At 72.9% G+C, this 24,234-nt stretch carries 24 protein-coding genes; 4 read left to right on the plus strand and 20 right to left on the minus strand.

The genetic code is table 11. The features are described from left to right. Positions 1-9: 9 nt before the first annotated feature. The 6 genes from AB0B63_RS13490 to AB0B63_RS13515 all read right to left on the minus strand — a co-directional run bounded on the left by AB0B63_RS13490 (position 10) and on the right by AB0B63_RS13515 (position 4,607). The gene (locus tag AB0B63_RS13490; RefSeq protein ID WP_208566396.1) at positions 10-906 is read right to left on the minus strand and encodes a sulfite exporter TauE/SafE family protein; all 897 of its coding nucleotides are present in this window, start codon (positions 904-906) and stop codon (positions 10-12) included. Continuing rightward, the gene (locus tag AB0B63_RS13495; protein ID WP_357017947.1) at positions 903-1,502 is read right to left on the minus strand and encodes a rhodanese-like domain-containing protein; all 600 of its coding nucleotides are present in this window, start codon (positions 1,500-1,502) and stop codon (positions 903-905) included. Before AB0B63_RS13495 ends, AB0B63_RS13490 begins: the two co-directional genes overlap by 4 nt. A 28-nt stretch (positions 1,503-1,530) precedes the next feature. Further along, complete coding sequence (locus tag AB0B63_RS13500; protein ID WP_357017950.1) at positions 1,531-2,931, minus strand: MBL fold metallo-hydrolase; 1,401 nt, start codon at positions 2,929-2,931, stop codon at positions 1,531-1,533. 126 nt (positions 2,932-3,057) lie between these two features. Then, on the minus strand, positions 3,058-3,327 hold the full coding sequence (locus AB0B63_RS13505) for a metal-sensitive transcriptional regulator (RefSeq protein ID WP_204926517.1): 270 nt from the start codon (positions 3,325-3,327) through the stop codon (positions 3,058-3,060). A gap of 113 nt (positions 3,328-3,440) precedes the next feature. Continuing rightward, positions 3,441-3,710, minus strand: coding sequence for a GlsB/YeaQ/YmgE family stress response membrane protein (locus AB0B63_RS13510; protein WP_204926518.1), 270 nt, complete (start codon positions 3,708-3,710; stop codon positions 3,441-3,443). Between the two features lie 102 nt (positions 3,711-3,812). After that, entirely contained in the window at positions 3,813-4,607 is a 795-nt protein-coding gene (locus tag AB0B63_RS13515) for a dienelactone hydrolase family protein (RefSeq protein ID WP_208566399.1), read from the minus strand. Between the two features lie 368 nt (positions 4,608-4,975). Here AB0B63_RS13515 and AB0B63_RS13520 point away from each other — a divergent pair, with 368 nt between their 5' ends. From AB0B63_RS13520 to AB0B63_RS13530, 3 genes are all read left to right on the plus strand, one after another. Further along, the gene (locus AB0B63_RS13520; protein WP_357017954.1) at positions 4,976-5,719 is read left to right on the plus strand and encodes an SDR family oxidoreductase; all 744 of its coding nucleotides are present in this window, start codon (positions 4,976-4,978) and stop codon (positions 5,717-5,719) included. 65 nt (positions 5,720-5,784) lie between these two features. Then, positions 5,785-6,684, plus strand: coding sequence for an RNA polymerase sigma-70 factor (locus tag AB0B63_RS13525; protein WP_208566401.1), 900 nt, complete (start codon positions 5,785-5,787; stop codon positions 6,682-6,684). A gap of 100 nt (positions 6,685-6,784) precedes the next feature. Continuing rightward, positions 6,785-7,444 carry an HNH endonuclease family protein gene (locus tag AB0B63_RS13530; RefSeq protein ID WP_357017958.1) on the plus strand — a complete coding sequence of 220 codons (660 nt, stop codon included), beginning with the start codon at positions 6,785-6,787 and terminating at the stop codon, positions 7,442-7,444. 137 nt (positions 7,445-7,581) lie between these two features. Here the strand turns inward: AB0B63_RS13530 and npdG are convergent, their stop codons facing one another. The 11 genes from npdG to AB0B63_RS13585 all read right to left on the minus strand — a co-directional run bounded on the left by npdG (position 7,582) and on the right by AB0B63_RS13585 (position 19,562). Beyond that, the gene (gene npdG, locus AB0B63_RS13535; protein WP_357017961.1) at positions 7,582-8,244 is read right to left on the minus strand and encodes an NADPH-dependent F420 reductase; all 663 of its coding nucleotides are present in this window, start codon (positions 8,242-8,244) and stop codon (positions 7,582-7,584) included. Positions 8,245-8,468: 224 nt separating this feature from the next. Beyond that, positions 8,469-8,804 (minus strand): VOC family protein, encoded by a 336-nt coding sequence (locus AB0B63_RS13540; protein WP_357017964.1) that lies wholly within the window; start codon positions 8,802-8,804, stop codon positions 8,469-8,471. Then, positions 8,801-9,784, minus strand: coding sequence for an LLM class flavin-dependent oxidoreductase (locus AB0B63_RS13545; protein WP_357017967.1), 984 nt, complete (start codon positions 9,782-9,784; stop codon positions 8,801-8,803). The genes AB0B63_RS13540 and AB0B63_RS13545 overlap by 4 nt, the downstream gene beginning before the upstream one ends. Positions 9,785-9,792: 8 nt before the next feature. Further along, positions 9,793-10,764, minus strand: coding sequence for an enoyl-CoA hydratase/isomerase family protein (locus AB0B63_RS13550; RefSeq protein ID WP_208566406.1), 972 nt, complete (start codon positions 10,762-10,764; stop codon positions 9,793-9,795). A gap of 15 nt (positions 10,765-10,779) precedes the next feature. After that, positions 10,780-11,772, minus strand: coding sequence for an LLM class flavin-dependent oxidoreductase (locus tag AB0B63_RS13555; RefSeq protein ID WP_357017972.1), 993 nt, complete (start codon positions 11,770-11,772; stop codon positions 10,780-10,782). Further along, entirely contained in the window at positions 11,769-13,535 is a 1,767-nt protein-coding gene (locus AB0B63_RS13560; protein ID WP_357017975.1) for an AMP-binding protein, read from the minus strand. Before AB0B63_RS13560 ends, AB0B63_RS13555 begins: the two co-directional genes overlap by 4 nt. Before the next feature lie 86 nt (positions 13,536-13,621). After that, complete coding sequence (locus AB0B63_RS13565) at positions 13,622-14,623, minus strand: LLM class flavin-dependent oxidoreductase (RefSeq protein WP_357017978.1); 1,002 nt, start codon at positions 14,621-14,623, stop codon at positions 13,622-13,624. Then, positions 14,620-15,711: an LLM class flavin-dependent oxidoreductase gene (locus AB0B63_RS13570; RefSeq protein ID WP_357017981.1), complete on the minus strand. Its 1,092-nt coding sequence runs from the start codon at positions 15,709-15,711 to the stop codon at positions 14,620-14,622. Before AB0B63_RS13570 ends, AB0B63_RS13565 begins: the two co-directional genes overlap by 4 nt. Before the next feature lie 73 nt (positions 15,712-15,784). Further along, positions 15,785-16,816 carry an acyl-CoA dehydrogenase gene (locus AB0B63_RS13575; protein WP_357017984.1) on the minus strand — a complete coding sequence of 344 codons (1,032 nt, stop codon included), beginning with the start codon at positions 16,814-16,816 and terminating at the stop codon, positions 15,785-15,787. Between the two features lie 13 nt (positions 16,817-16,829). Next, a complete protein-coding gene (locus tag AB0B63_RS13580; protein WP_208566412.1) occupies positions 16,830-17,981 on the minus strand; it encodes an acyl-CoA dehydrogenase family protein in 1,152 nt (383 codons plus the stop codon). Between the two features lie 33 nt (positions 17,982-18,014). After that, positions 18,015-19,562 carry an AMP-binding protein gene (locus tag AB0B63_RS13585; RefSeq protein WP_357017987.1) on the minus strand — a complete coding sequence of 516 codons (1,548 nt, stop codon included), beginning with the start codon at positions 19,560-19,562 and terminating at the stop codon, positions 18,015-18,017. A gap of 68 nt (positions 19,563-19,630) precedes the next feature. Here AB0B63_RS13585 and AB0B63_RS13590 point away from each other — a divergent pair, with 68 nt between their 5' ends. Then, entirely contained in the window at positions 19,631-20,611 is a 981-nt protein-coding gene (locus tag AB0B63_RS13590) for an MBL fold metallo-hydrolase (protein ID WP_357017990.1), read from the plus strand. Positions 20,612-20,644: 33 nt separating this feature from the next. Here the strand turns inward: AB0B63_RS13590 and AB0B63_RS13595 are convergent, their stop codons facing one another. Genes AB0B63_RS13595 through AB0B63_RS13605 form a run of 3 tightly spaced genes read right to left on the minus strand, consistent with a single transcriptional unit; the run spans position 20,645 to position 24,212 of the window. Beyond that, positions 20,645-22,198, minus strand: a complete 1,554-nt coding sequence (locus AB0B63_RS13595; protein WP_357017993.1) for an AMP-binding protein — start codon at positions 22,196-22,198, stop codon at positions 20,645-20,647. Continuing rightward, positions 22,195-23,718, minus strand: a complete 1,524-nt coding sequence (locus AB0B63_RS13600) for an AMP-binding protein (RefSeq protein WP_357017996.1) — start codon at positions 23,716-23,718, stop codon at positions 22,195-22,197. The genes AB0B63_RS13595 and AB0B63_RS13600 overlap by 4 nt, the downstream gene beginning before the upstream one ends. After that, the gene (locus AB0B63_RS13605) at positions 23,718-24,212 is read right to left on the minus strand and encodes a VOC family protein (protein ID WP_067309619.1); all 495 of its coding nucleotides are present in this window, start codon (positions 24,210-24,212) and stop codon (positions 23,718-23,720) included. The genes AB0B63_RS13600 and AB0B63_RS13605 overlap by 1 nt, the downstream gene beginning before the upstream one ends. Positions 24,213-24,234: the final 22 nt, after the last annotated feature.

Genomic DNA, 24,234 nt, shown 5'->3' on the forward strand with positions numbered 1-24,234 from the left:
ACAGGGTGGTCAGCCGGCGGGTCGGGTCGACCCCCGGTCGACGCCGACCGGTGCGCCGGGCGACCGGCGGGCACAGGCCAGCGCGGCGAGCACCGCACCGACCGCGAGGCCGGCCAGCCCGGTCCAGAGCGCCGGGTCGGCCCGCACTCCGCCGGGCAGCTGCCGGACCAGCACGAAGCCGCCCATGACCAGCACGAACCAGCCGAACGACCGGCCCAGCACGTCGGCCGGCACCCGGCTGGTGAGCAGCCCGCCGAGCAGGCTGCCGAGCACGGCGGCCACGGTGACGGCGGCCGCCAGCGGCCAGTTGATGTCGACGGTCCAGAGGTAGCCGGCGAGGCCGGCGAACGACTTCATCGCGATGACCAGCAGCGAGGTGCCGATCGCGACCGGCACGGGCAGGCCGCCGAGCAGGGCCAGCGCCGGCACCACGAGGAATCCCCCGCCCGCCCCGACGAGGCCGGTGGCCAGCCCGACCACCGCCCCGTCGGCGAGCACCCGGGCCAGGGGCAGCTCGCGCGGCCCGGCCGCCTCCCCGGTGGTGCGTCGACCCCGGATCATGGCGGCGGCGGTGGCCAGCATCAGCACCGCGAAACCGGTGAGCAGGAGCGTCGGCGGGAGGTGACCGGAAAGCCGCCCACCGGCGTACGCCCCGGCCATGCCGGCGAGCCCGAACACCAGCCCGGTACGCCAACGGACCCGGTGCGCCCGGGCGTGCGGCAGCACCCCGACGAGGCTGGTGACACCGACGACGAGCAGGGAGGTGGCGATGGCCTCCCGTACCGGCAGGTCGGCGACGTAGACCAGCAGCGGCACGGCCAGGATGGAACCGCCGCCGCCCAGCAGGCCGAGGCTGACCCCGATCAGCACGGCCAACCCGACGGTCAGCGGCAGGGTGGCGCTCACCCCTGCCGTCCGGTGTCACCGCGCAGCTGGGCGACGACACCGTCCAGGTCGCATCCGGCACCCCGGTTGTACGGCAGCCGGCCCAGCAGCATGCCCATGGCACAGGTGTCGGTGAGGGCGGCGACGGTGAGCCCGCCGCCGATCAGCGCGGCGACCCACTTCAGGCCCGGCACCAGCACCGAACCGAGGACGCTGACCAGCACGATCGACCCGGCGACGAGGCGTACCTGCCGTTCCAGGTCCCAGCGCGGGGTGCCCCGCCGGACCGGTGCGGAGGTCTTCTCCCAGGCGAGCATGCCGCCGTCGAGGACCCGCAGGTGGGGTAGCCCGGCGGCGGCGAGCGCCTGACCGGCCTGGCCGGCCCGTGCGCCGGAGCGGCAGACCAGCACCACCTCCTCGTCGAGGTGTCGTCGTAGTTCGTCGCGGTGCTCGCGGAGCAGGTCGAGCGGAACGTTGTAGGCGCCGGGAATGTGCGCGGTCTCGAACTCGGCCGGCGTGCGGACGTCCAGCAGCCGGGGTGCCCGGCCGGAGTCGACCAGGGCACGCAGGGTGTCGGTGTCGACGGTGGCCTCGCGGGTGGGGTCGGTGGGGTCCATCTCTCCTCGTTTCGGGTTCGCCGGGGTCTCAGGCGGGGGTGGTGAGGGTGAGGCCGGCGGGCGCGGCCCGGTCGAACCGGTCGTCGACGACGACCACCGTCCGGCCGGCGTTGGCCAGCAGGGACGCGGCGGCGCTGGCCCGGTAGCCGGAGCCGCAGTGCACCCAGATCGCGCCGGGGGGAATCTCGGCGAGCCGCGCCGACAGTTCGGGCAGCGGGACGTGTACGGCGTCGGTGAGGTGCCCGGCCGTCCACTCGTTGGTCATCCGCACGTCCAGGACGACCTGCGGGGCGGGCAGCCCGGCGGGCGGCTTCCCGACGCGGGCGGCGGCCAGGGCCGCGAAGTCGGCGACGGGCTGCTCGCGGAGCTGTCCGGGGTCGGCGGCCCACCGCTCGGGGCCACCGGTGGCCTGGGCGGCAGGCCGGTCGATGCCGATGCGGGCCAGTTCCCGCTGGGCCTCGGCGACCTGTTCCGGGGTCTCGGCGAGCAGGGTGAGCGGGGTGCCCCAGTCGATCAGCCAGCCGAGCCAGGTGGACATCGGCCCGTCGAGGCCGAGGCTGACCGTGCCGGCCAGGTGCGCGGCGGCGTACGCCTTGCGGTGCCGCAGGTCGACCACCCACTGCCCGGCGGCGATCCGTTCGCGCAGTTGCCCGGCGTCGGCGCGGGTCGCCGGGGTGAGGTCGATCGGCGGCGCACCGGCGGCGTTGATGGCCCCCATGTGCGCGTAGTACGCCGGGTGGGCGTCCAGGCCGGCGAGGATGTCGGTGACGAAGTCGTCGGCGGCGAGCCGGAGCACCGGGTTGACCTGCCGTTCCCGGCCGATGGTGGAGTCGGGGGCGTCGGCCTGGGTGGCGGAGCAGAAGCTGCCGAAGCCGTGGGTGGGCCAGACCTGGGTGCCGTCGGGCAGCAGGTCGGCCAGCCGTCGGGCGGAGGTGTGCTGGCGGTGGGCGAGTTCGTGGGCGTGCTGCTGGCCGAGCAGGTCGGTGCGGCCGGTGGTGCCGAACAGCAGGGAGCCGCCGGTGAACACGCCGACCGGCTGCCAGCCGTCGTCGGTGACGGTGTCCAGGACGTACGACAGGTGGTGGAAGGTGTGGCCGGGGGTGGCGACCACCCGCAGCCGCAGGGTGTCCGACACGGGCACCTCGTCGCCGTCGTCGACCGGGGTCCGGGGGAATCCGACCTGGTCGGCGGCGGCCACCAGGTATTCGGCCCCGGTGAGCCGGGCGAGTTCCCGGCCGCCGGAGACGTAGTCGTTGTGCAGGTGGGTCTCCACCACGTGGGTGATCCGGACGTCGCGCTGGCCGGCCAGGCGCAGGATGCGGTCGACGTCGCGCTGCGGGTCGACCACGACCGCCACCCGGCCGTCGGAGGCCAGGTAGCTGCGGTCGCCGAGGGAGGACGTGCTGAGCACCGTCACCTCAACAGTCATGACAAACCTCTCTTTTCACTTATACCCCTGGGGGTATGTAACGGACAGCCGGGTGTTCGTGTTCCGGGGTACGGAGTACCCGCCCGGAGCGCGCTCAGGCGGGCCGGGCGGGGTGCCGTTCGCGGGTCAGGCCAGCGCCAGGAAGAGCTTCTCCAGCTCGGCCTCGGTCATCTCGGGAGTCTCACCGCGCCCACGCGCCGCGTCGCAGTGCCGCATCCCGGAGGCGATGATCTTGAAGCCGGCCCGGTCGATGGCCTTGGAGACCGCCGCGAGCTGGGTCAACGCCTCCCGGCAGTCCTCGCCGTTCTCCATCATCTCGATCACGGCGTTGAGCTGACCCCGGGCTCGCTTGAGCCGGGTCAACGCGTCGCCGGTCATCTCCGGTCGCAGTTTCACGGTGCACCTCCTGCCACCAACATACCCCCGGGGGTACCCGAACCGCCACCCGCCCGCAACGGCCGCGTCGGCCCGCCCCGGGGAGAGGGCGGGCCGACGCGAGGGGGTGCGGGTCAGTGCCGACGTCGGCCGTACGTGCCGGCGAGAACGGCGACGCCGACGGCCGCGAAGGCCACCTGGAGGAACAGCTCGATCCAGTCGATACCCCGGGTGTCGTCCACCCCGAGCGCGCCGGCGAGCAGGGTGCCGAGGATCGCGGCCACCACGCCGATGGCCAGGGTCAGCAGGATCGAGATCTTCTGCTTCCCGGGCACCACGAGGCGACCCAGGGCACCGATGATCAGACCGATGATGATGGCGGTGAAGAAGCCCTGTACTTCCACGTGTGTCGTCCCTCCGCGAGTCGCTGTCGATCTGGACTCTGCCCCGGGTGGGCGGGCGGTGAAACCACGACGGGACGCCACGGACCAAATGTCACGCGACTGTCATGCGCTCGCGTGGGGACCGTCATCCGAACGCCGCGCCGATCCCCGGAAGGTCCGTTCCAACAGATCGAACAACGCCGTCCAGTGCCGCTCGGCGGCCTGTTCGTCGTACATGGCGGTGTCGGCCATCGTGAAGCCGTGCGGGGCTCCGGCGTACACCTCGGAGCGGTAGGCGACCCCGGCGGCGTCGAGCGCCCCCTCCAGCGCCGCGATGTCGTCGGCGGTCATCGAATCGTCCCGGTCGGCGTGGGCGAAGTACAGCTCACCGGTGACCGTGCCGACTCCCCGGTGCGGGCTGTCCGGCGCGTCGGTGACGACCCGGCCGGCGTGGAAGCTGGCCAGCGCCGCGATCCGGTCCGGGTGCGCCTCGATCGCCCGCAACGCGTTGGTACCACCCATGCAGTACCCCACGATCGCCACCGGCCCGGCCGCGACGTCGTCGCGGGCGGCGAGGAAGTCCAGGTAGGCCCCGGCGTCCCGGGCCACCAGCTCCGGGGTGAGCGCGGTGATCAGCGGCACGATCCGGCCGAACAGCTCGCCGCGCCGCTGCGGATCGGCCAGATCGGCGAGGTCGACGCGCGGCATCGGACCGGCACGGTGGAACAGGTTCGGCACCAGCACCAGGTAACCCCGCGCGGCGATCCGCTCGGCCATCTCGGCGAGCCGGGGACGCAACCCGAAGGCGTCCATGAAGAACAGCACCGCCGGGAACGGCCCGTCCCCGTCCGGCCGGGCCAGGTACGCCTCGGCCGCGCCGTCACTGGTCGGAACCTCCACCGTCGTCGTGCCCGCCATGGTGTCTCCTCACCCGGGTGCCGGCGCACCCACCGCGGGAACGCTACCCGGTGCGCGAACAGCCGACGGAACACAGCACGGCGTCCCCGCGACGGACGGGGTGCCCGGCGGGGTGGCCCGGCGACGGACGGGGGTGACCGGCGGCAGCAGCCCGGCGACGGACGGGTGACCGGTACAGCAGCGCGGCGACGGACGGGTGACCGCAGGCCAGCGACCCGCGTGGGTGGCGTCGGCGGCCCGACTGCGGTCGGCAAACCGCCAGGTGGACGGCGTGCCGGGCCGGAGTTGTCACGGATCGGGGGTCTGCCCGGTCGTTGGTGGTGCAGGGGCGGTGGGACCGCCACGGGCAGACAGGGAGTGGACCGACCATGAAGATCGTCGTCATCGGGGGTAGCGGACTGATCGGCAGCAGGCTGGTGGCGCTGCTCGGGCAGCAGGGCCACGACACGGTGGCCGCCTCCCCCCGTACCGGGGTGGACACGCTCACCGGCGCGGGGGTGGCCGAGGCGCTCGACGGCGCCGACGTCGTGGTGGACGTGTCGAACTCGCCGTCGTTCGAGGAGACCGCCGTCCTGACGTTCTTCGAGACGTCCACCCGTACCCTGCTGGAGGCGGAGGCGAAGGCCGGCGTACGGCACCACGTGGCGCTGTCGATCGTCGGCGCCGACCGCATCCGGGACAGCGGCTACATGCGGGCCAAGGTGGCGCAGGAGGCGCTGATCGCCGGGGCGGACATCCCGTGGACGGTGGTGCGCGCCACCCAGTTCTTCGAGTTCGTGCCGGCCATCGTCGAGTCCGCCGTGGCGGGCGACGAGGTACGCCTGCCGCCCGCGCTGATCCAGCCGATCGCCGCCGACGACGTGGTGACGGCGCTGGCCGAGATCGCGGCCGGCGCACCGGTCGACGGGATCGTGGAGCTGGCCGGGCCGCAGCGGTTGCGCCTGGACGAGCTGGGCCGGCAGACGCTGACCGCCGCCGGTGACCCCCGGCCGGTGGTCACCGACCCGCAGGGGCGCTACTTCGGGGCGTTGCTGGCGGAGCAGTCGCTGGTCCCGCTCGGCGACGCCGCCCGTACCGGTGGCACCCGGTTGGCGCAGTGGCGCGCACGCTGACCCGTTGCGGGGGCCCGGCGTCGGGTGACGTCGGGCCCCCGCGGCGTACCGCCTACGGTGGGTCCATGACGACCGGGGCCGCCGCCGACGAGCCACCGGCCGTCGCACCGGCCGACCTGGCCGCGTTCCTCGACGTGCGGCCGAGGCTGTTCGGGCTGGCCTACCGGATGCTGGGCAGCGTCGTCGAAGCCGAGGACGTGGTGCAGGAGGCGTGGCTGCGCTGGCAGGGCACCGACCGCAGCGGGGTACGCAACCCGGCGGCCTTCCTCACCACGACCACCACCCGGCTGGCGGTGAACGCGGCCACCTCCGCCCGCGCCACCCGGGAGACGTACGTGGGGCCGTGGTTGCCCGAGCCGGTCGACACGAGTGCCGACCCGACCCTCGGTGCGGAACGGGCGGCCGCGTTGGACGTGGCGGTGCTGTTGCTGTTGGAACGGCTGGCTCCCGCCGAACGGGCCGCGTACGTGCTGCGCGAGGCGTTCGACTACCCGTACCGGGAGATCGCCGAGGTGCTCGGCACGTCGGAGCCGAACGCCCGGCAGCTGGCCAGTCGGGCCCGGCGGCACCTCGCCGTGGCGGGGTCCGCGCCCGCCCCGCCGCAGCGACGGCGGCAGCTGACCCGGGCGTTCCTCGGGGCGGCCCGCGACGGCGACCTGACCACGTTGGAACGGTTGCTCACCGCCGACGTGGTGGCCCGTGCCGACGGCGGCGGCCGGGTACACGCGGCCCGCTTGGACGTGTGCGGGGTGGCCCGGGTGACGAACTTCCTGGACAACGTGCGACGCAAGTACTGGCGGGCGACGACGGTCGACCTGGTCGAGGTCAACGGCGGCCCGGCAGTGCTGGTCGCCACCGACCGCCCGGTCACCCTGATCACGGTGGACACCTCGGCCCGGGGCATCGAACGGCTCCTGCTGGTGGTCAACCCGGACAAGCTGGGTCGGCTGCCGGCCCGACGCTGACCGGCGATTTCCGCCACCGTTCACGCAACGACCGGTAGACCGACCATTCGACTTCCGTCTATACATGTGGCAACGGAGCATCTGACCGGACGGAGCACCCATGAACCGACGCCTGCGTGCCGCCGCGACCATCCCCACCGCGGTCCTCGCCGCCACGCTCGGCCTCGCCCACCCCGCCGAGGCCGCCGGCTACTCCGCCCCGCTGACCACCGCCGTCGCCGGCCTGCCCGTCGCCGCCGAGAACCGCACCGGCTACAGCCGCGACCTCTTCCCGCACTGGATCGACGCCGACGGCGACGGCTGCACCACCCGCAACGAGGTGCTGCTCGCCGAGGCGGTCAGCGCGCCCACCGTCACCGGCACCTGCACACTGACCGGAGGACGCTGGTACTCCTACTACGACGACGCCTCCTGGACCGCCACCGGTGACCTCGACATCGACCACATGGTGCCGTTGGCCGAGGCGTGGGACTCCGGCGCGCGCACCTGGAGCACCAGCCGCCGCCAGGCGTACGCCAACGATCTCGGCGACAGCCGCCCGCTGGCCGCCGTCACCGACAACGTCAACCAGTCCAAGGGCGACCAGGACCCGGCCAGCTGGCTGCCGCCGTACGCCGCCGCCCGGTGCCGGTACATCACCGAATGGGTGGCCACCAAGATCCGCTGGCGGCTCACCGTGGACAGCGTCGAGAGGAGCGCCCTGACCAGCCTGGCCGGCGGCTGCCCCAACGCCACCGTCTCGGTCACCTACGCGTACTGAGCGACCCCGTCGCCCCGCGCCCCCCGACGCCGCCCCGACGCGGACGTGCAACGCCGGGGCCAGCGAACCGGGTGACCGTGACCCCGGCGGTGGTCCGGGGGAGATCCGTGCCGTCTGCTCCCTCTGCCGGGACCGGATCACACGTCGGTGATCCGCAGGCCCGCGTGGGCGCGGTAGCGCCGGTTGACCGAGATGAGGTTGGCGGTGAACGCCTCGACCTGGTACGCGTTGCGCAGCCGCCCGCCATACACGCCCCGTACCCCCGGGATGGTGTCGGCGAGCGCCCGGACCAGGTCGGTGGCCTCCCGGTCGTCGCCGAGCACCAGCACGTCGGTGTCGACCGTGTCGAGATCCGGGTCCTCCAGGAGTACGGCGGAGACGTGGTGGAACGCGGCGACGACCCGCGACCCGGTGAGGATCGCGGCGGCCTGCTGGGCGGCGGAGCCCTCCGGGACGGGCAGGGCATAGGCACCCTGCTTGTCGAAGCCCAGCGGGTTCACGCAGTCCACGACGATCTTCCCGGCCAGCGCCGGGGCGAGCGTGGTGAGCAGTTCGGCATGCCCGTCCCACGGCACCGCGACCACCACGATGTCGGCCTGCGCGGCGGCGTCGGCGTTCGACCCGCCCCGGACCCGGCCGGGCAACCCGGCGGCCGTCTGCGCGGCCCGCCCGGCGTCCCGCGACCCCAGCACGACGTCCAACCCGGCCGCCCCGAAGCGCCGGGCCAACCCCCGCCCCTGCGGCCCGGTCCCGCCGAGCACGCCGACGGTACGGTCCCGCAGCTCGTCACTCACACTCACGTACGTCTCCTTCTCGTCCCACCGCCCCCCCGATCTCCGTCCCGCCGGCCTCCCTCCCGTCCCACGCCCTACCCCGCCGTCGCGGTGATCAAGAGATTTGCGTCAGTTGATCAAGAGGTTTACGTCATCGTGGAGATCATTCCTGACGCTTTTCTCTTGATCACCGGAGCAGGGGCGGGTGGGGGGTGGGGCGGGGTGGGTTTGGGTTTGGGTTTGGGGGTGGGTCAGGGGTGGGGTTGGTAGAGGGTCAGGGGGGTGCCGGTGGGGTCGGTGACCAGGGCCCGGCGTTCGTGGGGGCCGGTCACCGGGTCGGTGGCGGTGGCGCCGGCGGCGATCAGGTCGGCCAGGCAGGCGTCGAGGTCGTCGACCTGGATGCTGAGCACGGTGCGGCCGGCGACGGGTTGCTGGGTGGCGTCGGCGAGGCCGATGGTGACCGTGCCGTCGGTGACGGCGGCGTACCGGTCGCCGTCGCGGAACTTCACGGTCAACCCGAGCGCGGTGTAGAAGGCGAGTTGGGCGTCCAGGTCGTCGGCGGGGACGATCACGTGACCGATCCTCATGGACGGAACCTCGGCATGACCTCGCGGGCGAACCGCTCGACGATCTCCATCGACCGATCGATCGGCAGGCCGAGCCACTGGGCCCGGAACACGAAGTGGTTGTAGCCGGCGTCGGCGAAATCCTGGATCTTGGCGGCGATGTCGTCGGGCGAGCCGAAGAAGAGCGCCTTCTCCTTGATCGCGTCCCACTGCGACTCGAAGAAGTCCATGCCGTACTGGACGTACTCGCCGTAGGAGCGTTTCACCGCGTCACCGGCGACGGCGAACGCGGCGTCGGCGGAGTCGGCCACGCACAGGTCCCGGTGGATCGGGAAGACCGCGTCCCGTTCGTCGAAACCGGCGGCCCGTCGCTGCTCGCGGTAGTCGGCCAGGTTGCCGACGGCCCAGTTGCGGCGCACGTTGGACGGGGCCAGCCAGGGCAGCCCCTGCCGGGCGATCCGGGCGATGCCGGTCGGGCCGTTGGCGCCCACCCAGACCGGTGGGTGCGGGCGCTGCACCGGCAGCACGCTGCACCGCACCCCGTCCAGGGTGAAGTGCTTGCCCTCGTGGTGCACCGGCTCCCCGGTCCACAACTGCTGCATCACGGCGAGGGCCTCGTTCATCCGCGACACCCGGGTACGCCGTTCGATACCGAACGACGTGAACTCGGCGTCCCGGTAGCCCGACCCGATGCCCAGGACGAACCGGCCGCCGGACATCTGGTCGATGGTGGCGATCTCCTCGGCCCAGTGCACCGGGTGGCCCAGTGGCAGGATGAGGATGCCGGTGCCGAGTTGCATCGTCCCGGAGTGGTCGATGAGCCGGCTCAGCAGCGGCAGCGGCTGCGGCGTGCTCAGCGACGACAGGTAGTGGTGGATGCCGAAGACCGAGTCGTAGCCCAGGTCGCGGACGTGCTGGACGTACTCGACGGTCTCACCGACGCGCCGGCCCAGGTCGTCGCCGGGGGCGTACTGGTGGTCGAGCAGGATGCCGAACTTCACGCCGTCGCCTACTCTTCCCGCGACCGGCTGTCGCTGAGCCGGAAGTACGGGGCGACGAGCCGGTCCCGGTCGGCCAGCGCCTGCCCGATGCCCTTCTCCCGGCGCTCCTTGAGGAAGTTCCAGTCCCCCTCGGCGAAGCTGACGTTGGTGGCCCAGCCGTGCCCGACCCAACCCGTCATCGCCCCGAGACCCTTGCCCCGGGCCTCCATCACCACCTGCATCATCGACTTGCCCATCATCAGCGAGTCCAGCGGCATCACCGCGATCGCGTCGGCGTAGTCGTCGACCCAACGTTGCAGGTCCTCACGGGGTACGACCTTGGTGACCAGGCCCTTGCGTTCGCCCTCCTCGGCACCGATCGCCCGCATGGTGAGCATGACGTCCTTCATCGTGGTCAGGCCGACCTTCTCGATCCAGTGGTACATGTCCTGCGGGGCGGGCCCCAGGTAGCGGAACGCCGGGTGGGTGAACCGGGCGTCCGGGGAGGCGATGACGATGTCGGCCGACAACGCGATCTGGAAGTGCCCGCCGTAGCAGTAGCCCTGCACCTGGCAGATGGTCGCCTTGAGCGATTCGATGATCGGCCGGGTGAAGCCGGAGCTGAGCACGTTGCGGTCGGGCAGGATGCGCTGCCGCTGGGCGGGTCGCCGCCGGGACGCCTTGTCGGTGCCGGTCTTGTAGCCGATGTAGTGGCCGAGTTCGGCGGCGTCGGCGCCCGTGCCGAAGTGCTCCCCCTCCCCCGTGAACACGATGACCTTGACCCGGTCGTCGGTCTCGGCCTCCTTCACCAGGTCGCCGACGCGTTCGAAGGCGGCCACCGGGATGGCGTTGAGTCGCTCCGGGCGGTCGAAGGTGATGGTGGCGACGGCCCGCTCCTCGTCGACGTCGTAGCGGACGTACTTCGCCAGGACCTCGGGGTCGACCTCCATGTTCTCGACGTCCCACTGGCTTTCCAGCAGCTCGGCTTCGGTCTTCTTCACGGCGGGTTCCTTAGGTCAGGTGGTACGGAAGGCGGGGATCACTTCGGTGGCGAACAGCCGCAGCGAGGCGCGGAGCTTGTCGGTCGGCATCCCGAGCCACCCGGGACGGAAGATCAGGTGGTCGAAGCCCAGGTCCCGCAGCGCGCTGATCCGCTCGACGAGGAATTCGGGCGAGCCCAGCAGCAGCGTGTTGCGGACCAGTTCGTCGAAGCGGTCCCGCTGCCAGCGCAGCGCCGGGTACTCGGCGTACGTCGAGTACTCGACCCGGGCGTGCGGCAGCGCCTCCGCGACGGCCTGTTCGGTGCTCGGCGCGCAGTACAGCTCCACGCCGACGGGCCGCTGTACCGTCGCCGGGTCCCGCCCGTACTCGGCCAGCGCCTCGTTGTAGACGGCCAGGTGTTCGGGCAGGAACCGGCGGCTCGGGGAGTTGCCCGGGGCGTACCAGGCGTCGCCGAGCCGGGCGGCCCGCCGGACCGCCTTCTTGCCGCCGGCGCCGATCCAGATCGGTGGGCCGCCCGGGGTCAGCGGCGGGATGCCGATGGTGGCGTCGACCTGCGGATAGAACTCCCCGTCGTGGGTGACCGGCTTTCCGGTCCACAGCGCCCGGATCAGCCGCAGGCTCTCGTCGAAGCGGCGGAACCGGGTTTCCGGGTCGACGCCGAAGGCGGCGAACTCGTTGTCCCGGTAGCCCGCACCGACGCCGAGGACCACCCGCCCGCCGGAGAGGTGGTCCAGGGTGGCGAACTCCTCGGCGACGTGCACCGGGTGGAACATCGGCAGCAGCAGGATGCCGGTGCCGAGCAGCATGTCCCCCGAGCGCGGGATCAGGCTCGCCAGCATCGAGATCGGCTGCGGGGTGGCCAGGTTGGACTGGAAGTGGTTGATCGTCCACACCGAGTCGTAGCCCAGCTCCGCGGCCAGTTCGACAGTGCCGAACAGGTCGTCGAGGTGCCTGCGGAGGTCGTCGCCGGGTGGGTACTGGTGCGACGCCATGATGCCGAACCTCATCGGCTCCCCCTAGCTGTCGGTCGGCTGGTCCGGCCGTCGTCCGGCCGGGACACCGCCACGGAGGCGATGCTGTCCGCCGCCGGTGCGGCGGCCGCCGCGCGGTCGGCGTCGGTCGGGTCGGGCGACGGCACCGTCGCCCCGGCCCCGGCCGGCTGCGCCGCCGGGTCCGCCACGCGGCTGATCTTGCCGGTGGCGCTGCGTTCCAGGGCCGGCACGAACTCGATGCGCCGGGGGGCCTTGAAGTGGGCCAGCCGCTCCCGGGCGTACGCGACGAGCCGCGCGGAAAGGTCGGTGTCGTCGACCGTGCCGTCGGTGGCCCGGACCACCAGCGCCACCGGGATCTCACCCAGCCGGTCGTCCGGGCGGCCGAGCACCCGGACGTCGCGCACCAGCGGATGGGCCCGCAGTTCGTCCTCGATCTCCTCGGGCCAGACCTGGAAACCCCCGCACTTGATCATGTCCCGTTTGCGGCCGACCAGGAAGAGCACCCCGTCGGCGTCGACGTAGCCCATGTCGCCGGTGTGCACCCACCCGTCGCGGACCAGCTCGGCCGAGGCGGCGTCGTCGTCGACGTACCCTCGGGTCAGGGCGGAGCGGACCACCACCTCACCCTGCGCGCCGGACGGCAGCGCGGTGCCGGTGTCGTCGCGGATCTCCAACTCGACGCCCGGGTAGACCCGGCCGGCGGAGCCGGGCTTCCACCGGCCGGCCTTCATGTCCCGGCCGGTCCAGCCGGCGATGTGCCCGGCCTCGGTCGAGCCGTAGTTGACCAGGATGGGCACCCGGTAGCGCTCCTCGAACGCGCGCCGCACCGGCCAGGAGATCGCCTGCCCGGCCACCAGGACCGACTTGACCCCGGTGAACGGCAGGTCCCGGTCGGCGTGCACGATGTCGAAGACCATGGTGGGCAGCAGGAAGAGGTTGTCGAACCCGAACCGCGCCATGAGGTCGGCGAGCCGGTCGACGCCGAAGCGTTCCCAGACCACCGCCGGCCGGCCGACGAAGTACGCGAACAGCAGCGCGTGCTGGCCGCCACTGTGGAACAGCGGCAGGGCGATGAGGTTCGGCCTGGCGTCCGGCGCGGCGGTGCCCTCGGCCCCGGTGCCGGTGGTGACCCGGGCCAGCCGCATCAGCGACTCCCGCGTCCCGCCGTGGGTGACGCTGACCGCCTTCGGTCGTCCGGTCGTGCCGCCGGTGAACAGGATGCACGCCTCGGCCTCCGGCCCGACCTCGACGCCGGTGACCCGCACCTCCCGCCGCCACGGCAACGCCGGCACCCCGGCCAGCGACGCCGTGACGGAGCGCACCGGGAGACCTGCGGCGACGTCACCCGCCCCGGTGCCGCCGGCGTCGTCGTCCCCGGGGGCGGCCCGGGTGGCGTCTCCGGCGGCAGCCCGGGTGGCGAGGAACGCGGCGACCACGTCGGGGCGACGGTCGTCGACCAGCAGCAGCCGGGGCGCGGTCTTGGCCACCGACTCGGCCAGCTCGGCGGCGTTGTAGAGGCTGCTGACGGTGACCGGCACCGCGCCGATCTTCCAGGCCCCGAAGAGCAGGAACACGATCTCGGGCCCGTTGGTCAGGTAGCAGGCGACCCGGTCGCCGGGGCCGACGCCCTCGGCCCGCAGTGCCGCGGCGACACCCCCGGCGAGCAGGTCGATCTGGTCGAACGTCCACGACCTGCCGTCCTCGCCGTACAGGCCGGGCAGGTCGGCCCGGTCGGCGCACCGGCCCTCCAGGATGCCGACCAGGTTGCCGGCGCTCACCGGGCCACCCTCATTCACCGGGCCACCGGCGCTCACCGGGCCACCGGCGCCCGCTGGACCACCGATGCCCGCTCGACCACCGGCGCTCACCGGGTCACCCCGGGGGCGGTCGCGGCGAGCCTCGGGATGACCTCCGCGCCGAAGCGGGCGAGTTGCTCCATCGCCTCGTCCTGGCCCGCGCCGACGAACTGGTGACGCAGCGAGACCTCGGTGATGCCCAGCTCGCTCTCCCAGCGGCGCAGCTTGGCGACGATCTCGTCGGCCGAGCCGACCAGGCAGTCCTCGGCGAGGTACCGGTCGAGGTCGAGGGACTGGGCGTCGTCCCACGACTTGTAGCCCGCGTACTGGCGTTGCAGGTGCGGACGGACGGCCGCGACGGCCGCCGGGTAGCTGTCGCCGAGGTACGCCTCGCGGCTCATCGGGTACTCCCGGTCCGGGCAGAAGCCGCGCTCGGCGAGGTCGGCCCGGTAGATGCCGAGCAGCCGGGCCAGCTCGGCGTCGTCGCCCTTGGGGCCGATCAGCCATGGGGCGTCCAGCCGGGCGGCGCGGCGGATCGCGGGTTCGGCGAACGCGCCGATCCACAGCGGTGGACCGCCGGGCTGGACCGGGCGCAGCGCCAGGGACGCGCCGGGGACCTCGCCCCAGCTGCCGGCGGCGTCGATCGTCTCGCCGTTCCACAGGGCGCGCAGCATCGGCACGTACTCCCGTAGTCGCCGCAGCCGGTCCTCCCAGGCGACGCCGAAGGCGGTGGTCTCGCGGCGGCGGTAGCCGGCGCCGATGCCGACGGTCAACCGGCCACCGGACAGCAGGTCGAGGGAGGCGAGGTCCTCGGCGAGGGCGACCGGGTTCAGCAGCGGGGCCAGCAGGACCCCGAACCCGATCCGCACCCGGGAGGTGGCGTGGGCGAGGTAGCCGGCGAGCGGGATGGGCTGGACGAACGCCGACCGGGCCAGGTAGTGGTGGCCGAGGTAGACGGCGTGGAAGCCGGCCGCCTCGGCGGCGGCGGCCTGGGCCAGTACGCCGTCGATGCCCTCGGTGGCCGACGCCGACGGGTCGAACTGGGCGCTCAGGAAGCAGCTGATCTTCACCCGGCGACCGCCTCAGGAGTGGCTACCCGCTCGGCGGCGCGGTCCTGGGCCCGGAAGTGCGGGATGACCTTGTCGGCGAACTCCTCCATCGAGCGCAGCGCGGCCTTGCGGTCCAGGGACGGGATCCGCAGCCAGCCGATGTAGTGGTTGATGCCGAGCTGTTCGCGCAGCATCTCGATGGTGTCGATGACGCGCTGGGCGGAGCCGAAGTTGCCGCCGTGGGTCAGCGTCTGCTCCAGGGTCAGCAGTTCGATGTTCTTGGCGACGGCCGCATAGTAGGACCGCTCCTGGGCGATGGCGTCCTCCGAGCCGGGGATGACCTTGCCGACGGACTTGTAGTAGTTCATCGCCGCCTGGGCCGCCGCGCGCAGGCCCTCCTCGCTGTCGCCGCACCAGACCTGTTGCATGAACGGCAGGTCGTAGGTGGAGATGTCGAAGCCGTTGTCCCGCATGCTCTGCCGGTAGAGGGCGAAGTTCTTCTGCATGATGCCCAACGGCGTGAAGTTCGGTGAGGTGATGATCGACTCGCCGACCGCGCCCCGTTCCCGGAAGCTCTCGGGGGAGACCGTGCCCTGCAGGATGGGCGGCCCGCCGGGGGTGAACGGCCTCGGGTAGGTGGTGACGTTGTCGTAGTGGAAGATCTCGCCGTGGTAGGAGAAGTTCTCCTGCGACAGCGCGAGCCGCAGGATATCCAGGGTCTCCTGGTAGCGCTGCTTGGACTCCGCCAGGGGCACCCCGAAGCCGGCGAACTCGGCGGGCTGGTAGCCGCGGCCGACGCCGATGGAGACCCGGCCGCCGCTGAGCACGTCGAGGGCGGCGATGTCCTCGGCCAGCCGCAGCGGGTGGTGCAGCGGGAGGACCAGGACGGCGGTGCCGATGGTGATCTGCCGGGTCCGCTCGGCGACGGCCATGCCGAAGTTCACCGGGCTGCCGAGGATGCCGTACTTCGAGAAGTGGTGCTCGGCGAGCCAGATCGAGTCGAAGCCCAGCTCGTCGGCCAGCTGGATCTCGTCGAGGGTCTCTCGGAGCACCTGGTGGTCCGATGCGCCGTCGGCCACCGGGAACAGGTTCATGATTCCGAACTTCACGGCCTTCTCCTCATTTATTCCGACCAGCCGGTATGTTACTGCCCGGGTTGGTGCCCGGCAAGACTTCCGCAGGTCAGCCCCGCCCGGCCCGACGTGCCCGGATACGCAGTTCCCCGGTCCGTCGCCGGTGCCACGACCCCCGACCGCACCGGGCGTCGAGCACGAACGCCCGGCGCAGGAACAGGTGCGGGTCAGCCTCCATGGTGATGCCCATCCCGCCGTGCACCTGGATGCACCGCTCCGCGGCGAAGACCGCCGCCTGCCCGGCCGCCGCCTTCGCGGCGTGCACCTGGACCCCGGCGTCCGGGCGACCGGTGTCGACCGCCCACGCCGCGTACAGGGTCAGGTCCCACGCCGCCTTGCGGGCGGTCGCCGCCTCGGCCAGCGGGAACGCGACCCCCTGGAACGCGCCGATCACCTGACCGAACTGCCGGCGCGTCCGGGCCTGCTCGGCGGCCAGGTCGATCGCCCCCTGCGCCACCCCGCACAGCTCGGCCGCCACCACCAGCGCGGCCCGCAGCGGGCCGGTTCCGGCGGGCTGTGTCCGCTCGGGTACGGCCACCGTCAGGTCCGACAGCGGCACCGACGGGTCCACCGACTGCCGCGCGCTGGCCCGGACCGGGTCGGCGAACCAGACCCCGTCCGGGCCGAGGGCGACGACGCCGTCGGCCTGCGCCGCGTACGGCACCAGGGTCCGCACCAGCGGGTCCGGCGCCACCCCGTCGGCCCACCCGGAGCTGCCCGGTACGTCGACGGCCAGGGTGAGCACCCGACGGCCGTCGAGCACCTCGTCGGGGAGCGGGCCGGTGCGCCGCTCCTCGCCGCAGAGCAGCTGGACCGCCGCCGCGTGGGCCGGGAACCGGCTCGGCACCAGCCGCCCACCGAGCGCCTCCACGGCAACCAGCAGGTCGATCAGGCCCGACCCGATGCCACCGGCCGGCTCGGGCACCCCGAGCAGCCCGAAGTCCCGCAGCAGCGGACCGTCAGCCGCCGGGGCCCGCCACGGGCCGACCTGCAACTCGCGGGCCGTGCCCCGGTCGGCGTCCGCGAGCGCGCCCACGGTCGCACCGATCTCCCGCTGTTCCTCGGTGAATGTCGCACGCACCAGACCACTCCGCTCAGCGTGAGCGGGGCAGGCGCAGCACCCGCTCCGCGAGAATCGACTTCTGGACTTCCTCCGTGCCGCCCTCGATCGTGTGGGCGCGGGCCCGCAGGTAGCGGCGCATCCGGGCGGCGGCGCCGTCGCCGTCGACCAGCACCCCGCCGGCCTCGTCGAGCTGCACGGCGAGCCGGTTGGCGTGCTGCACCACCCGGGCCCACAGGCTCTTGAGCGCCGAGGTCTCCGGCCCGGGTACGCCGCCGGCCCGGCTCTCGCCCAGCATCCGCATCGACCCGATCCGGACCGCCTCGGCGTCGCACTGCAACGCGCCCACCGCGTCGGCGAACGCGCTGTCGTCGGCCACGCCCCGCTCGACCGCGACGTCGATCAGCCGGTCCACCGCCTGGCGGGCCCACACCCACAGGTTCAGCGCCATGCTGCCGCGTTCGAACGCGAGCGTGGTGAGCGCGACGGTCCAGCCGTTGCCGACCCCGCCGAGCACGTCGTCGTCGGCGACGAACACGTCGTCGAGGAACATCTCGTTGAACTCGGTGTCTCCGTTGATCATCACCAGTGACCGGACGGTGAACCCGTCCATCGGGGCGAGGAAGTAGGTGATGCCCCGGTGCTTCGGCGCGTCGGGGTCGGTGCGCGCCAGCAGCAGGCACTTCGACGCGTTGTGCGCGTTGGACGTCCAGATCTTGGCCCCGTTGATCCGCCAGCCCCCGTCGACCCGGGTCGCCGCCGTGGTCAGGCTGGCCAGGTCCGACCCGGAGCCGGGCTCGCTGAAGCCCTGACACCAGTACTCGTCGCCGCGCAGGATGCCGGGCAGGTGCCGGGCCTGCTGGGCATCGGTGCCGTGCGCGATGATCGTCGGCCCGGCCAGCATCATGCCCACCCCGTTGAGCGGGTACGGGGCACCGCGTACCGCCGCCTCCTCGTTGAAGACGGCCTGCGCCAGCGCGTCCATCCCCCGGCCGCCGTGCGCGACCGGCCAGGACAGCCCGGCCCAGTTGCCGGCGCAGAGCCGGTCCTGCCACACCCGCGACCAGTGCTCCCGCTCGTCCTGGGTCAGCTCCTCCTGGTCGGGCACGTCGGCCAGCGCCCCGTCGAGCCACCTGCCGACCTCGCGCCGGAACGCCAGGTCGGTGTCACTGTCAGCGAAGTCCATGCCCACCTCCCACCTGGTCGTCGATGTCGCCGGTCACGCGCCGGCCTGTCCGGCGCGGGTGAGCCGGGCCTTGTAGAGCTTGCCGTTCGGGTCGCGGGGCAGCGCGTCGCGCACGACATAGGACTGCGGACGCTTCGGCTTGGCCAACCGCTCGGTGAGGTAACGGCGCAGCTCCGCCAGCGCCTCCTCCGGGTCGGGCGCGGTGTCGGCCAGCACGACATGGGCCTGGGGAACCTCGCCGAACTCCGGATCGGGCGTGCCGACGACCCCGACGTCGGCCACCCAGTCGTGGCCGATCAACGCCGCCTCGATCTCGGCCGGGTAGACGTTGACGCCGCCGACCAGGATCAGCTCGGCCGCGCGGCCGGTGATGTAGAGGAACCCGTCGGCGTCGACGTGGCCGACGTCCCAGACGGTCAGCAGGCCGTCGCGGCGCGCGCCGTCGGTCTTGCCGGGATCGTTGTGGTATTCGACCCGGTCGTCGCCCTGGCGCATGTAGACGATGCCGGTCTGCCCGACGGGCACCTCGTTGCCCAGCTCGTCGAGGATGCGCAGGGTGGAGATCGAGGCCGGCCGGCCGACCGTGCCCGGGTGGGCCAGCCACTCGTGGGGTCGCGCGACGGTGGTGCCGACCTCGGTCGAGCCGTAGTACTCGTAGACCACCGGGCCGAACCAGTCGAGGATGCGCTGCTTGACCTCGCGCGGGCAGGGTGCCGCGCCGTGCAGCACGTAGCGCAGCGAGGAGACGTCGTAGCGGTCGCGGACCACCTCGGGCAGCTGCAGCAACCGGTAGAAGTGGGTCGGCACCATGCTGGTGCCGGTGACCCGCCGCTCCTGGACCCGGCGCAGGAAGCCCTCCGGCGTCCAGCCGTCCATCAGCACCATCGTGCCGCCGGCGTGCAGCGCGCCCATCGCCGGGGTGATGTTGGCCGAGTGGTACATCGGGGCCGACACCAGCCAGGACGCGAACGCGTCGCGCTCCATGCCGAACTCCCGGAACAACCAGACGTAGGTCAGCGCGCCGGTGTCCGCGTCGACGCCGCTGAGCGGACGCTTGACCCCCTTGGGCCGGCCGGTGGTGCCGGAGGTGTACATCATCAGCGACCCGGCCGGGGTCTGCGCCGGGCTGGTGGCGGGCATGTCGGCGGTGAGCGCCGAGAGCGGTCGGGCCCGGTCGGTGCGGGGCGTGCCGTCGACGAAGACCTGGATGTCGGGCGCGGCACCGGCGGCGTCGACCACCACGTCCTCGACCCGCTCGGAGCCCACCACCACCCGGGCGGCGCTGTCGGCGAGGATGTAGCCGACCTCGGGCGCGGTGAGGTGGTAGTTGAGGGTGACCAGGTAGAGCCCGGACTGCATCGCCGCGAGATAGAGCGCGACCAGGCCGGGGCTGTTGGTCATCACCGCCGCGACGGTGTCGCCGGGCCGCAGGCCCGCGTGGGTACGCAGCCCGTGCGAGATCCGGTTGACCTCGGCGAACAGGTCACCGTAGGAGATCCGCCGGTCATCGGCGGTCACGATCGCGCACAGGTCCGGTTCCGCGGCTGCCCAGAGCCGGAACCCGGTCCGCTCCTCGCTCATCGGACTCCTTGAGCTAGATTCCGACCATCCGGTATGTTGATGTCCCACAGTAAGGGAGCCTCCCGACGATGTCCAGACCCGCGATCGACGCCCACGCCGCCAGTTGGCGGGCCCGCCAGGTGCCGGTCCCCGCCCAGGTCGTCGACGGTGTCTGGGCCATCCCGGTCCCCCTGCACGGCAGCGCCCTGCGGTCCATCACCGTCTTCCTGATCACCACCGGCGACGGTCCCGTCCTCGTCGACGCCGGCTACGACCACCCGAGCTGCTGGGCGTCGTTCCAACGGTCGCTGGCCGCCATCGGCCAGCGGGTCGACACCATCACGGCGGTCCTGCTCACCCACAACCACCCCGACCACGTCGGGTTCGCCGACCGGGTACGCGCCGCCTCCGGCGCGCGGGTGGTGATGGGCGCGGCCGACGACTTCGCCACCATGCACCGACGGCGCGGCACCTTCCTCCAGCAGGTACGCACCGCACTCGACCTGACCGGCGCCCCGCCCGACGTCGTCGCCGCCATGTACGCCGACGCGGTCGCCGTCGCCGTGCACCGGGAGGACCTGCGGCTCGACGTGGCCGTGGCCGACGACACCGAATTCCGCTTCGGCGACGTGGCCGTCCGCGCCCTGCCCGCTCCCGGGCACACCTACGGCCACACCGTCTACGTCGACTCCCGGGGACTGGTCTTCACCGGTGACACGATGATGGCCGAGGGGCCCACCCAACTCGCCATCGTCAGCCGCCCCGACGACGACCCGGCCGCCGACCTGTTCGGCACGCTGGCCCGCATCGGCGACCTCGGGGCCGCCATCGCCTGCCCCGCCCACCAGTTCCCCTACCGCGACGTCGCCGCCCGCGCGCAGGCCCTCGCCGCGTTCCACCGCGCCGAGGTCGCGACGGTCCGGGGCCTGGCCCGCGACGGTGACACCGCGTGGGACGTCGCCCGGCGGATGACCTGGAAGAAGCCGTGGGACGAGCTGGGCCGGGGCACCCGACGGTTCGCCCTGGTGCACACCCTCGCCCTGCTCCGCCACGCCGCCACCGACAGGTGACGCCGGGGCGGCCCGCCCGACCCGACGACCGGCTCAGTCGCGCCGGGCGTCGTCGTACGTCCAGTCCGGGCGCAGGGTCGAGCGCAGCTCCCGCAGGGAACGCTTGAGCACCTTGCCGGACGGGTTGGTGGGGAACTCCGGCACCAGATAGACCTCCTTGGGCACCTTGAACCGACCCAACCGCTGCCGGGCGTGCGCGATCAGCGCCTCGGGCGTCAACCCCGGCCGGGCCACCACGAACGCGGCCGGCACCTCCTGCCACACCGGGTGCGGGGCGGCCACCACCGAGGCGGCCAGCACCAGCGGGTGGTCGGCCAGCACGTTCTCGATCTCGGCGCTGGACATGTTCTCCCCACCACTGCGGATCATGTCCTTGAGCCGGTCACGGATGTAGAGGTAGCCGTCGGCGTCGAAGCAGCCGATGTCACCGGTGTGGAACCAGCCGTCCCGGAACGCGGCGGCGGTCGCCGCCGGATCGTCGAGGTAGCCGGGGCTCACCTTCGGCCCGCGCGCGACCACCTCACCGGGCACGCCGACCGGCACGTCCGCACCGTCCGGGTCGACCACCCGGACCTGGACCCACGGCACCGGCAGCCCCACCGACCCCTGCTTGGACTCCTGGTGCGCGGCGTCGAGGTAGGTCAGCCCGCTGCACGTCTCGGTGAGGCCGTACCCCTCGATCAGCCGGGCGTTCGGGAACAGCCCCCGGGCCACCCCGAACAGCGCCGAGGTGACCTGCGAGAAGATCAGCCAGCGGACCGACGACAGGTCGGCGGCCGCGGCGGTGGGCTCGCGGCGGACCAGGTCCAGCATGGTCGCCGCGACCACCATGCCGGTGATCCGTTCCGTCTCGATCGCCCGCAGCACCGCCGCCGGCACGAACCGGCGGTGCAGCACCATGGCGCCCCCGACGTGCCAGATACCGAAGCCGGGCAGGTCGGTGCCGCCGACGTGGTAGAGCGGCGCGACGTTGAGGATCCGGTCCGTCGGCCGCAGCCCCAGCTCGACGATCTGGGCGTGCATGTTCCGGTTCACGTTGCCGTGGGTGAGCAGCACCCCCTTGGGCAGGCTGGTGGTGCCGGAGGTGTAGACGATCCGCTGCAGGGCCGCGTCGTCGAGGTCGGCGTCGGCGACCCGCGCGCCCCGGTGCGCCGCGACGAGCGCCCGCACGTCGGTCCAGCCGTCGTCGATCGGCTCCAACGCGAACCGGCGTACCTGCGGCAGGTCGGCGAGGGCGGCGGCGGTGAGCGCGGCGAACTCCGGCACGGTGGCGACCGCCCCGACCCGAGCGTGCGCCAGCAACCGGGCCAGCTCCCCCGCGGTGAGCCGGTAGTTCAGCGGGACCACGACCGCGCCGAGTTTCGCCAGGGCCAGGCAGAGGATGAGGAACTCGGGGACGTTGTCCGCGACGACCGCCACCCGGGCGTCCCGGCGTACCCCCTCGGTAGCCAGACCGGCGGCCAGGGCGTTGACGTCGTCGTCGAGCTGCCGGTGGGTCCACCGGCGGTCGGCGAAGACGAGCGCGTCGGCGTCGGCGAACCGGCGGGCGTTACCGGCCAGCATCGCAGCGAGGTTCGCGGTGCTCACCCGGACACCGCCGCCTCACGCAGCGCCTTCTTCAGCACCTTGCCGGAGTCGTTGCGCGGCAACGACGTCACCAGCTGCACGTGCCGGGGGACCTTGAAGCGGGCCAGTTCGGCCAGGCAGTGCGCGCGCAACTCCTCGGCGGTGGCGCTCGCGCCGCCACGGAGGATGACGAACGCCTTGGGCACCTCGTCCCACTGCGGGTCGGGCACCCCGACCACGGCGACCTCGGCGACGTCGGGGTGCTGGGCGAGGACCCGTTCGATCTCGGCGCTGGCGATGTTCTCCCCACCGGACTTGATCAGGTCGGCCCGGCGGTCGACGAACCACAGGTAGCCGTCGGCGTCGATCCGCCCCACGTCGCCGGTGCGGAACCAGCCGTCGCGCCGGCTGCGCCGGTTGGCCTCGTCGTCGTTCCAGTAGCCGGGCGACACCTTCTCCCCCCGGACGATGATCTCCCCCTCGACGTCCGGGCCGACCGGCCGGAAGTGCTCGTCGACGATGCGGATCTGCACCCCGGGAAACGGTGCCCCGAGCGCGCCCAGCTTGCTCTGCTCGTGGGCGGCGTCGAGGTAACAGACGCCGTTGCACAGCTCGGTCATGCCGAAGGTGTCGATCAGGCGGACGTGCGGCAGCCGGCGCTTCACCTCCTGCCGCACGCTCGGCGCGACCCCGGCGAACAGCAGGTAGCGCAGCGCACCGAGGTCCGGCGGGTCGTCCAGGTCGAGCAGCCCGAACAGGATCTGGGCGGCCAGCACCAGGCCGGTGATCCGCTCCTGCGCGGCGATCCGGGCGATGTCGGTCGGCTTGAACGTCGGGGTGAGCACCATCGTCGCCCCGGCGACGAACGTCGCCAGGCCCGGCGCCTCCAGCCCGCTGACGTGGAACAGCGGCGCGGAGACGAGGATCCGGTCGGCGGCGGTCAACTCCAGTTCGAGGACCTGCGCGAAGTGGTTCGCGGTGAGGTTCCCGCAGGTGTGCACCACCCCCTTGGGGCGGGCGGTGGTGCCCGAGGTGTAGAGCAGCCGGTGCACGTCGGTGGGGCCCTTGTCGGCGTCGGCGACCCGGACGCCCGGCGGCTGACCGGCGAGCAGGTCGGCCAGCCGTCGGGCGTCGCCGACGACCGTGTCGCCGTTGGCGACCAGCGTCCGCAGCCCGGTCGTGGCCGCCAGCCGGGCGGCGTCGGCGGCGAAGTCGTCGTCGTAGAGCAGCCCGGTGACGCCGGCCTGGTCGATGACGTACGCCTGCTCGTTGGCGTGCAGCCGCCAGTTCAGCGGCACCGAGATCGCGCCGAGCCGGCTCAGCGCCAACAACTCGATGACGTAGGTGGCGGTGTTGCGCCCGAGCACCCCGACCAGGTCGCCGTCGGCGATGCCGGCGTCGCGCAGGGCCGCCGCGTGCCGGTCCACGTCGGCGTCCAGCTCGGCGTACGTCCAGCGGGCGGCCCCGTCGACCAGGGCCTCGGCGTCGGCGCGGCGCAACGCCTGGCGACGCAGCGTCTCGGTGAAGTTGCTGCCGCCCATCAGTCGCCGCTCCCCCGCCGCCGGGCCAGGATCTCCTCCCGGGACGGCAGCGACACGAACTCCAGCAGGTTGCCGTCGAGATCGCGGGCGGCGAACGCGGTGATGTACCCGTAGTTGTCCAGCAGCACCCGATTCGGCGCGGACAGGCACTGCGCGCCCAACTCGGTCAGCCGCCGGTGCAGGTCGTCCAGCTCGTCCAGGGGCACCTCGAAGCTGAGCAGGAAGGTGCCCAACTCCAGGTGACCGGCGGTGGCGGTACGGGTCTTCACCCCGTTCCACTCGATGAGTTCGAGCTGGCCGACCCGGCTGGGGCCCTGGAGGTACTGGACCCGGCCGGTGGTGCCGGCGGGCAACCCCAGCGACACCTCGATCCCCGGCCCGCCGACGTCGGTACGCAGCGTCCGGCGGTAGCCCAGGGCGCGTTCGTAGAAGTCCGCGGCACGGTCGACGTCCGAGACGGTCATGGCCACGTGGTGCACTTCGCTGACCGGCATGATGCCTGCCTTCCGATGGGGT

The sequence above is a fragment of the Micromonospora sp. NPDC049081 genome, from assembly GCF_040648835.1.
Taxonomy (GTDB): Bacteria; Actinomycetota; Actinomycetes; order Mycobacteriales; family Micromonosporaceae; genus Micromonospora; species Micromonospora antibiotica.

Excerpts from the sequence above, each read along its gene's own strand:
- AB0B63_RS13500 (WP_357017950.1), bottom strand. The coding sequence starts at position 2,931 with ATGACTGTTGAGGTGACGGTGCTCAGCACGTCCTCCCTCGGCGACCGC.
- AB0B63_RS13585 (WP_357017987.1), bottom strand. The coding sequence starts at position 19,562 with ATGAGCGAGGAGCGGACCGGGTTCCGGCTCTGGGCAGCCGCGGAACCG.
- AB0B63_RS13515 (WP_208566399.1), bottom strand. The coding sequence starts at position 4,607 with ATGGCGGGCACGACGACGGTGGAGGTTCCGACCAGTGACGGCGCGGCC.
- AB0B63_RS13495 (WP_357017947.1), bottom strand. The coding sequence starts at position 1,502 with ATGGACCCCACCGACCCCACCCGCGAGGCCACCGTCGACACCGACACC.
- AB0B63_RS13530 (WP_357017958.1), top strand. The coding sequence starts at position 6,785 with ATGAACCGACGCCTGCGTGCCGCCGCGACCATCCCCACCGCGGTCCTC.
- AB0B63_RS13580 (WP_208566412.1), bottom strand. The coding sequence starts at position 17,981 with ATGGACTTCGCTGACAGTGACACCGACCTGGCGTTCCGGCGCGAGGTC.
- AB0B63_RS13555 (WP_357017972.1), bottom strand. The coding sequence starts at position 11,772 with ATGAGGTTCGGCATCATGGCGTCGCACCAGTACCCACCCGGCGACGAC.
- AB0B63_RS13600 (WP_357017996.1), bottom strand. The coding sequence starts at position 23,718 with ATGGGCGGCAGCAACTTCACCGAGACGCTGCGTCGCCAGGCGTTGCGC.
- AB0B63_RS13525 (WP_208566401.1), top strand. The coding sequence starts at position 5,785 with ATGACGACCGGGGCCGCCGCCGACGAGCCACCGGCCGTCGCACCGGCC.
- AB0B63_RS13540 (WP_357017964.1), bottom strand. The coding sequence starts at position 8,804 with ATGAGGATCGGTCACGTGATCGTCCCCGCCGACGACCTGGACGCCCAA.
- AB0B63_RS13590 (WP_357017990.1), top strand. The coding sequence starts at position 19,631 with ATGTCCAGACCCGCGATCGACGCCCACGCCGCCAGTTGGCGGGCCCGC.
- AB0B63_RS13520 (WP_357017954.1), top strand. The coding sequence starts at position 4,976 with ATGAAGATCGTCGTCATCGGGGGTAGCGGACTGATCGGCAGCAGGCTG.
- AB0B63_RS13605 (WP_067309619.1), bottom strand. The coding sequence starts at position 24,212 with ATGCCGGTCAGCGAAGTGCACCACGTGGCCATGACCGTCTCGGACGTC.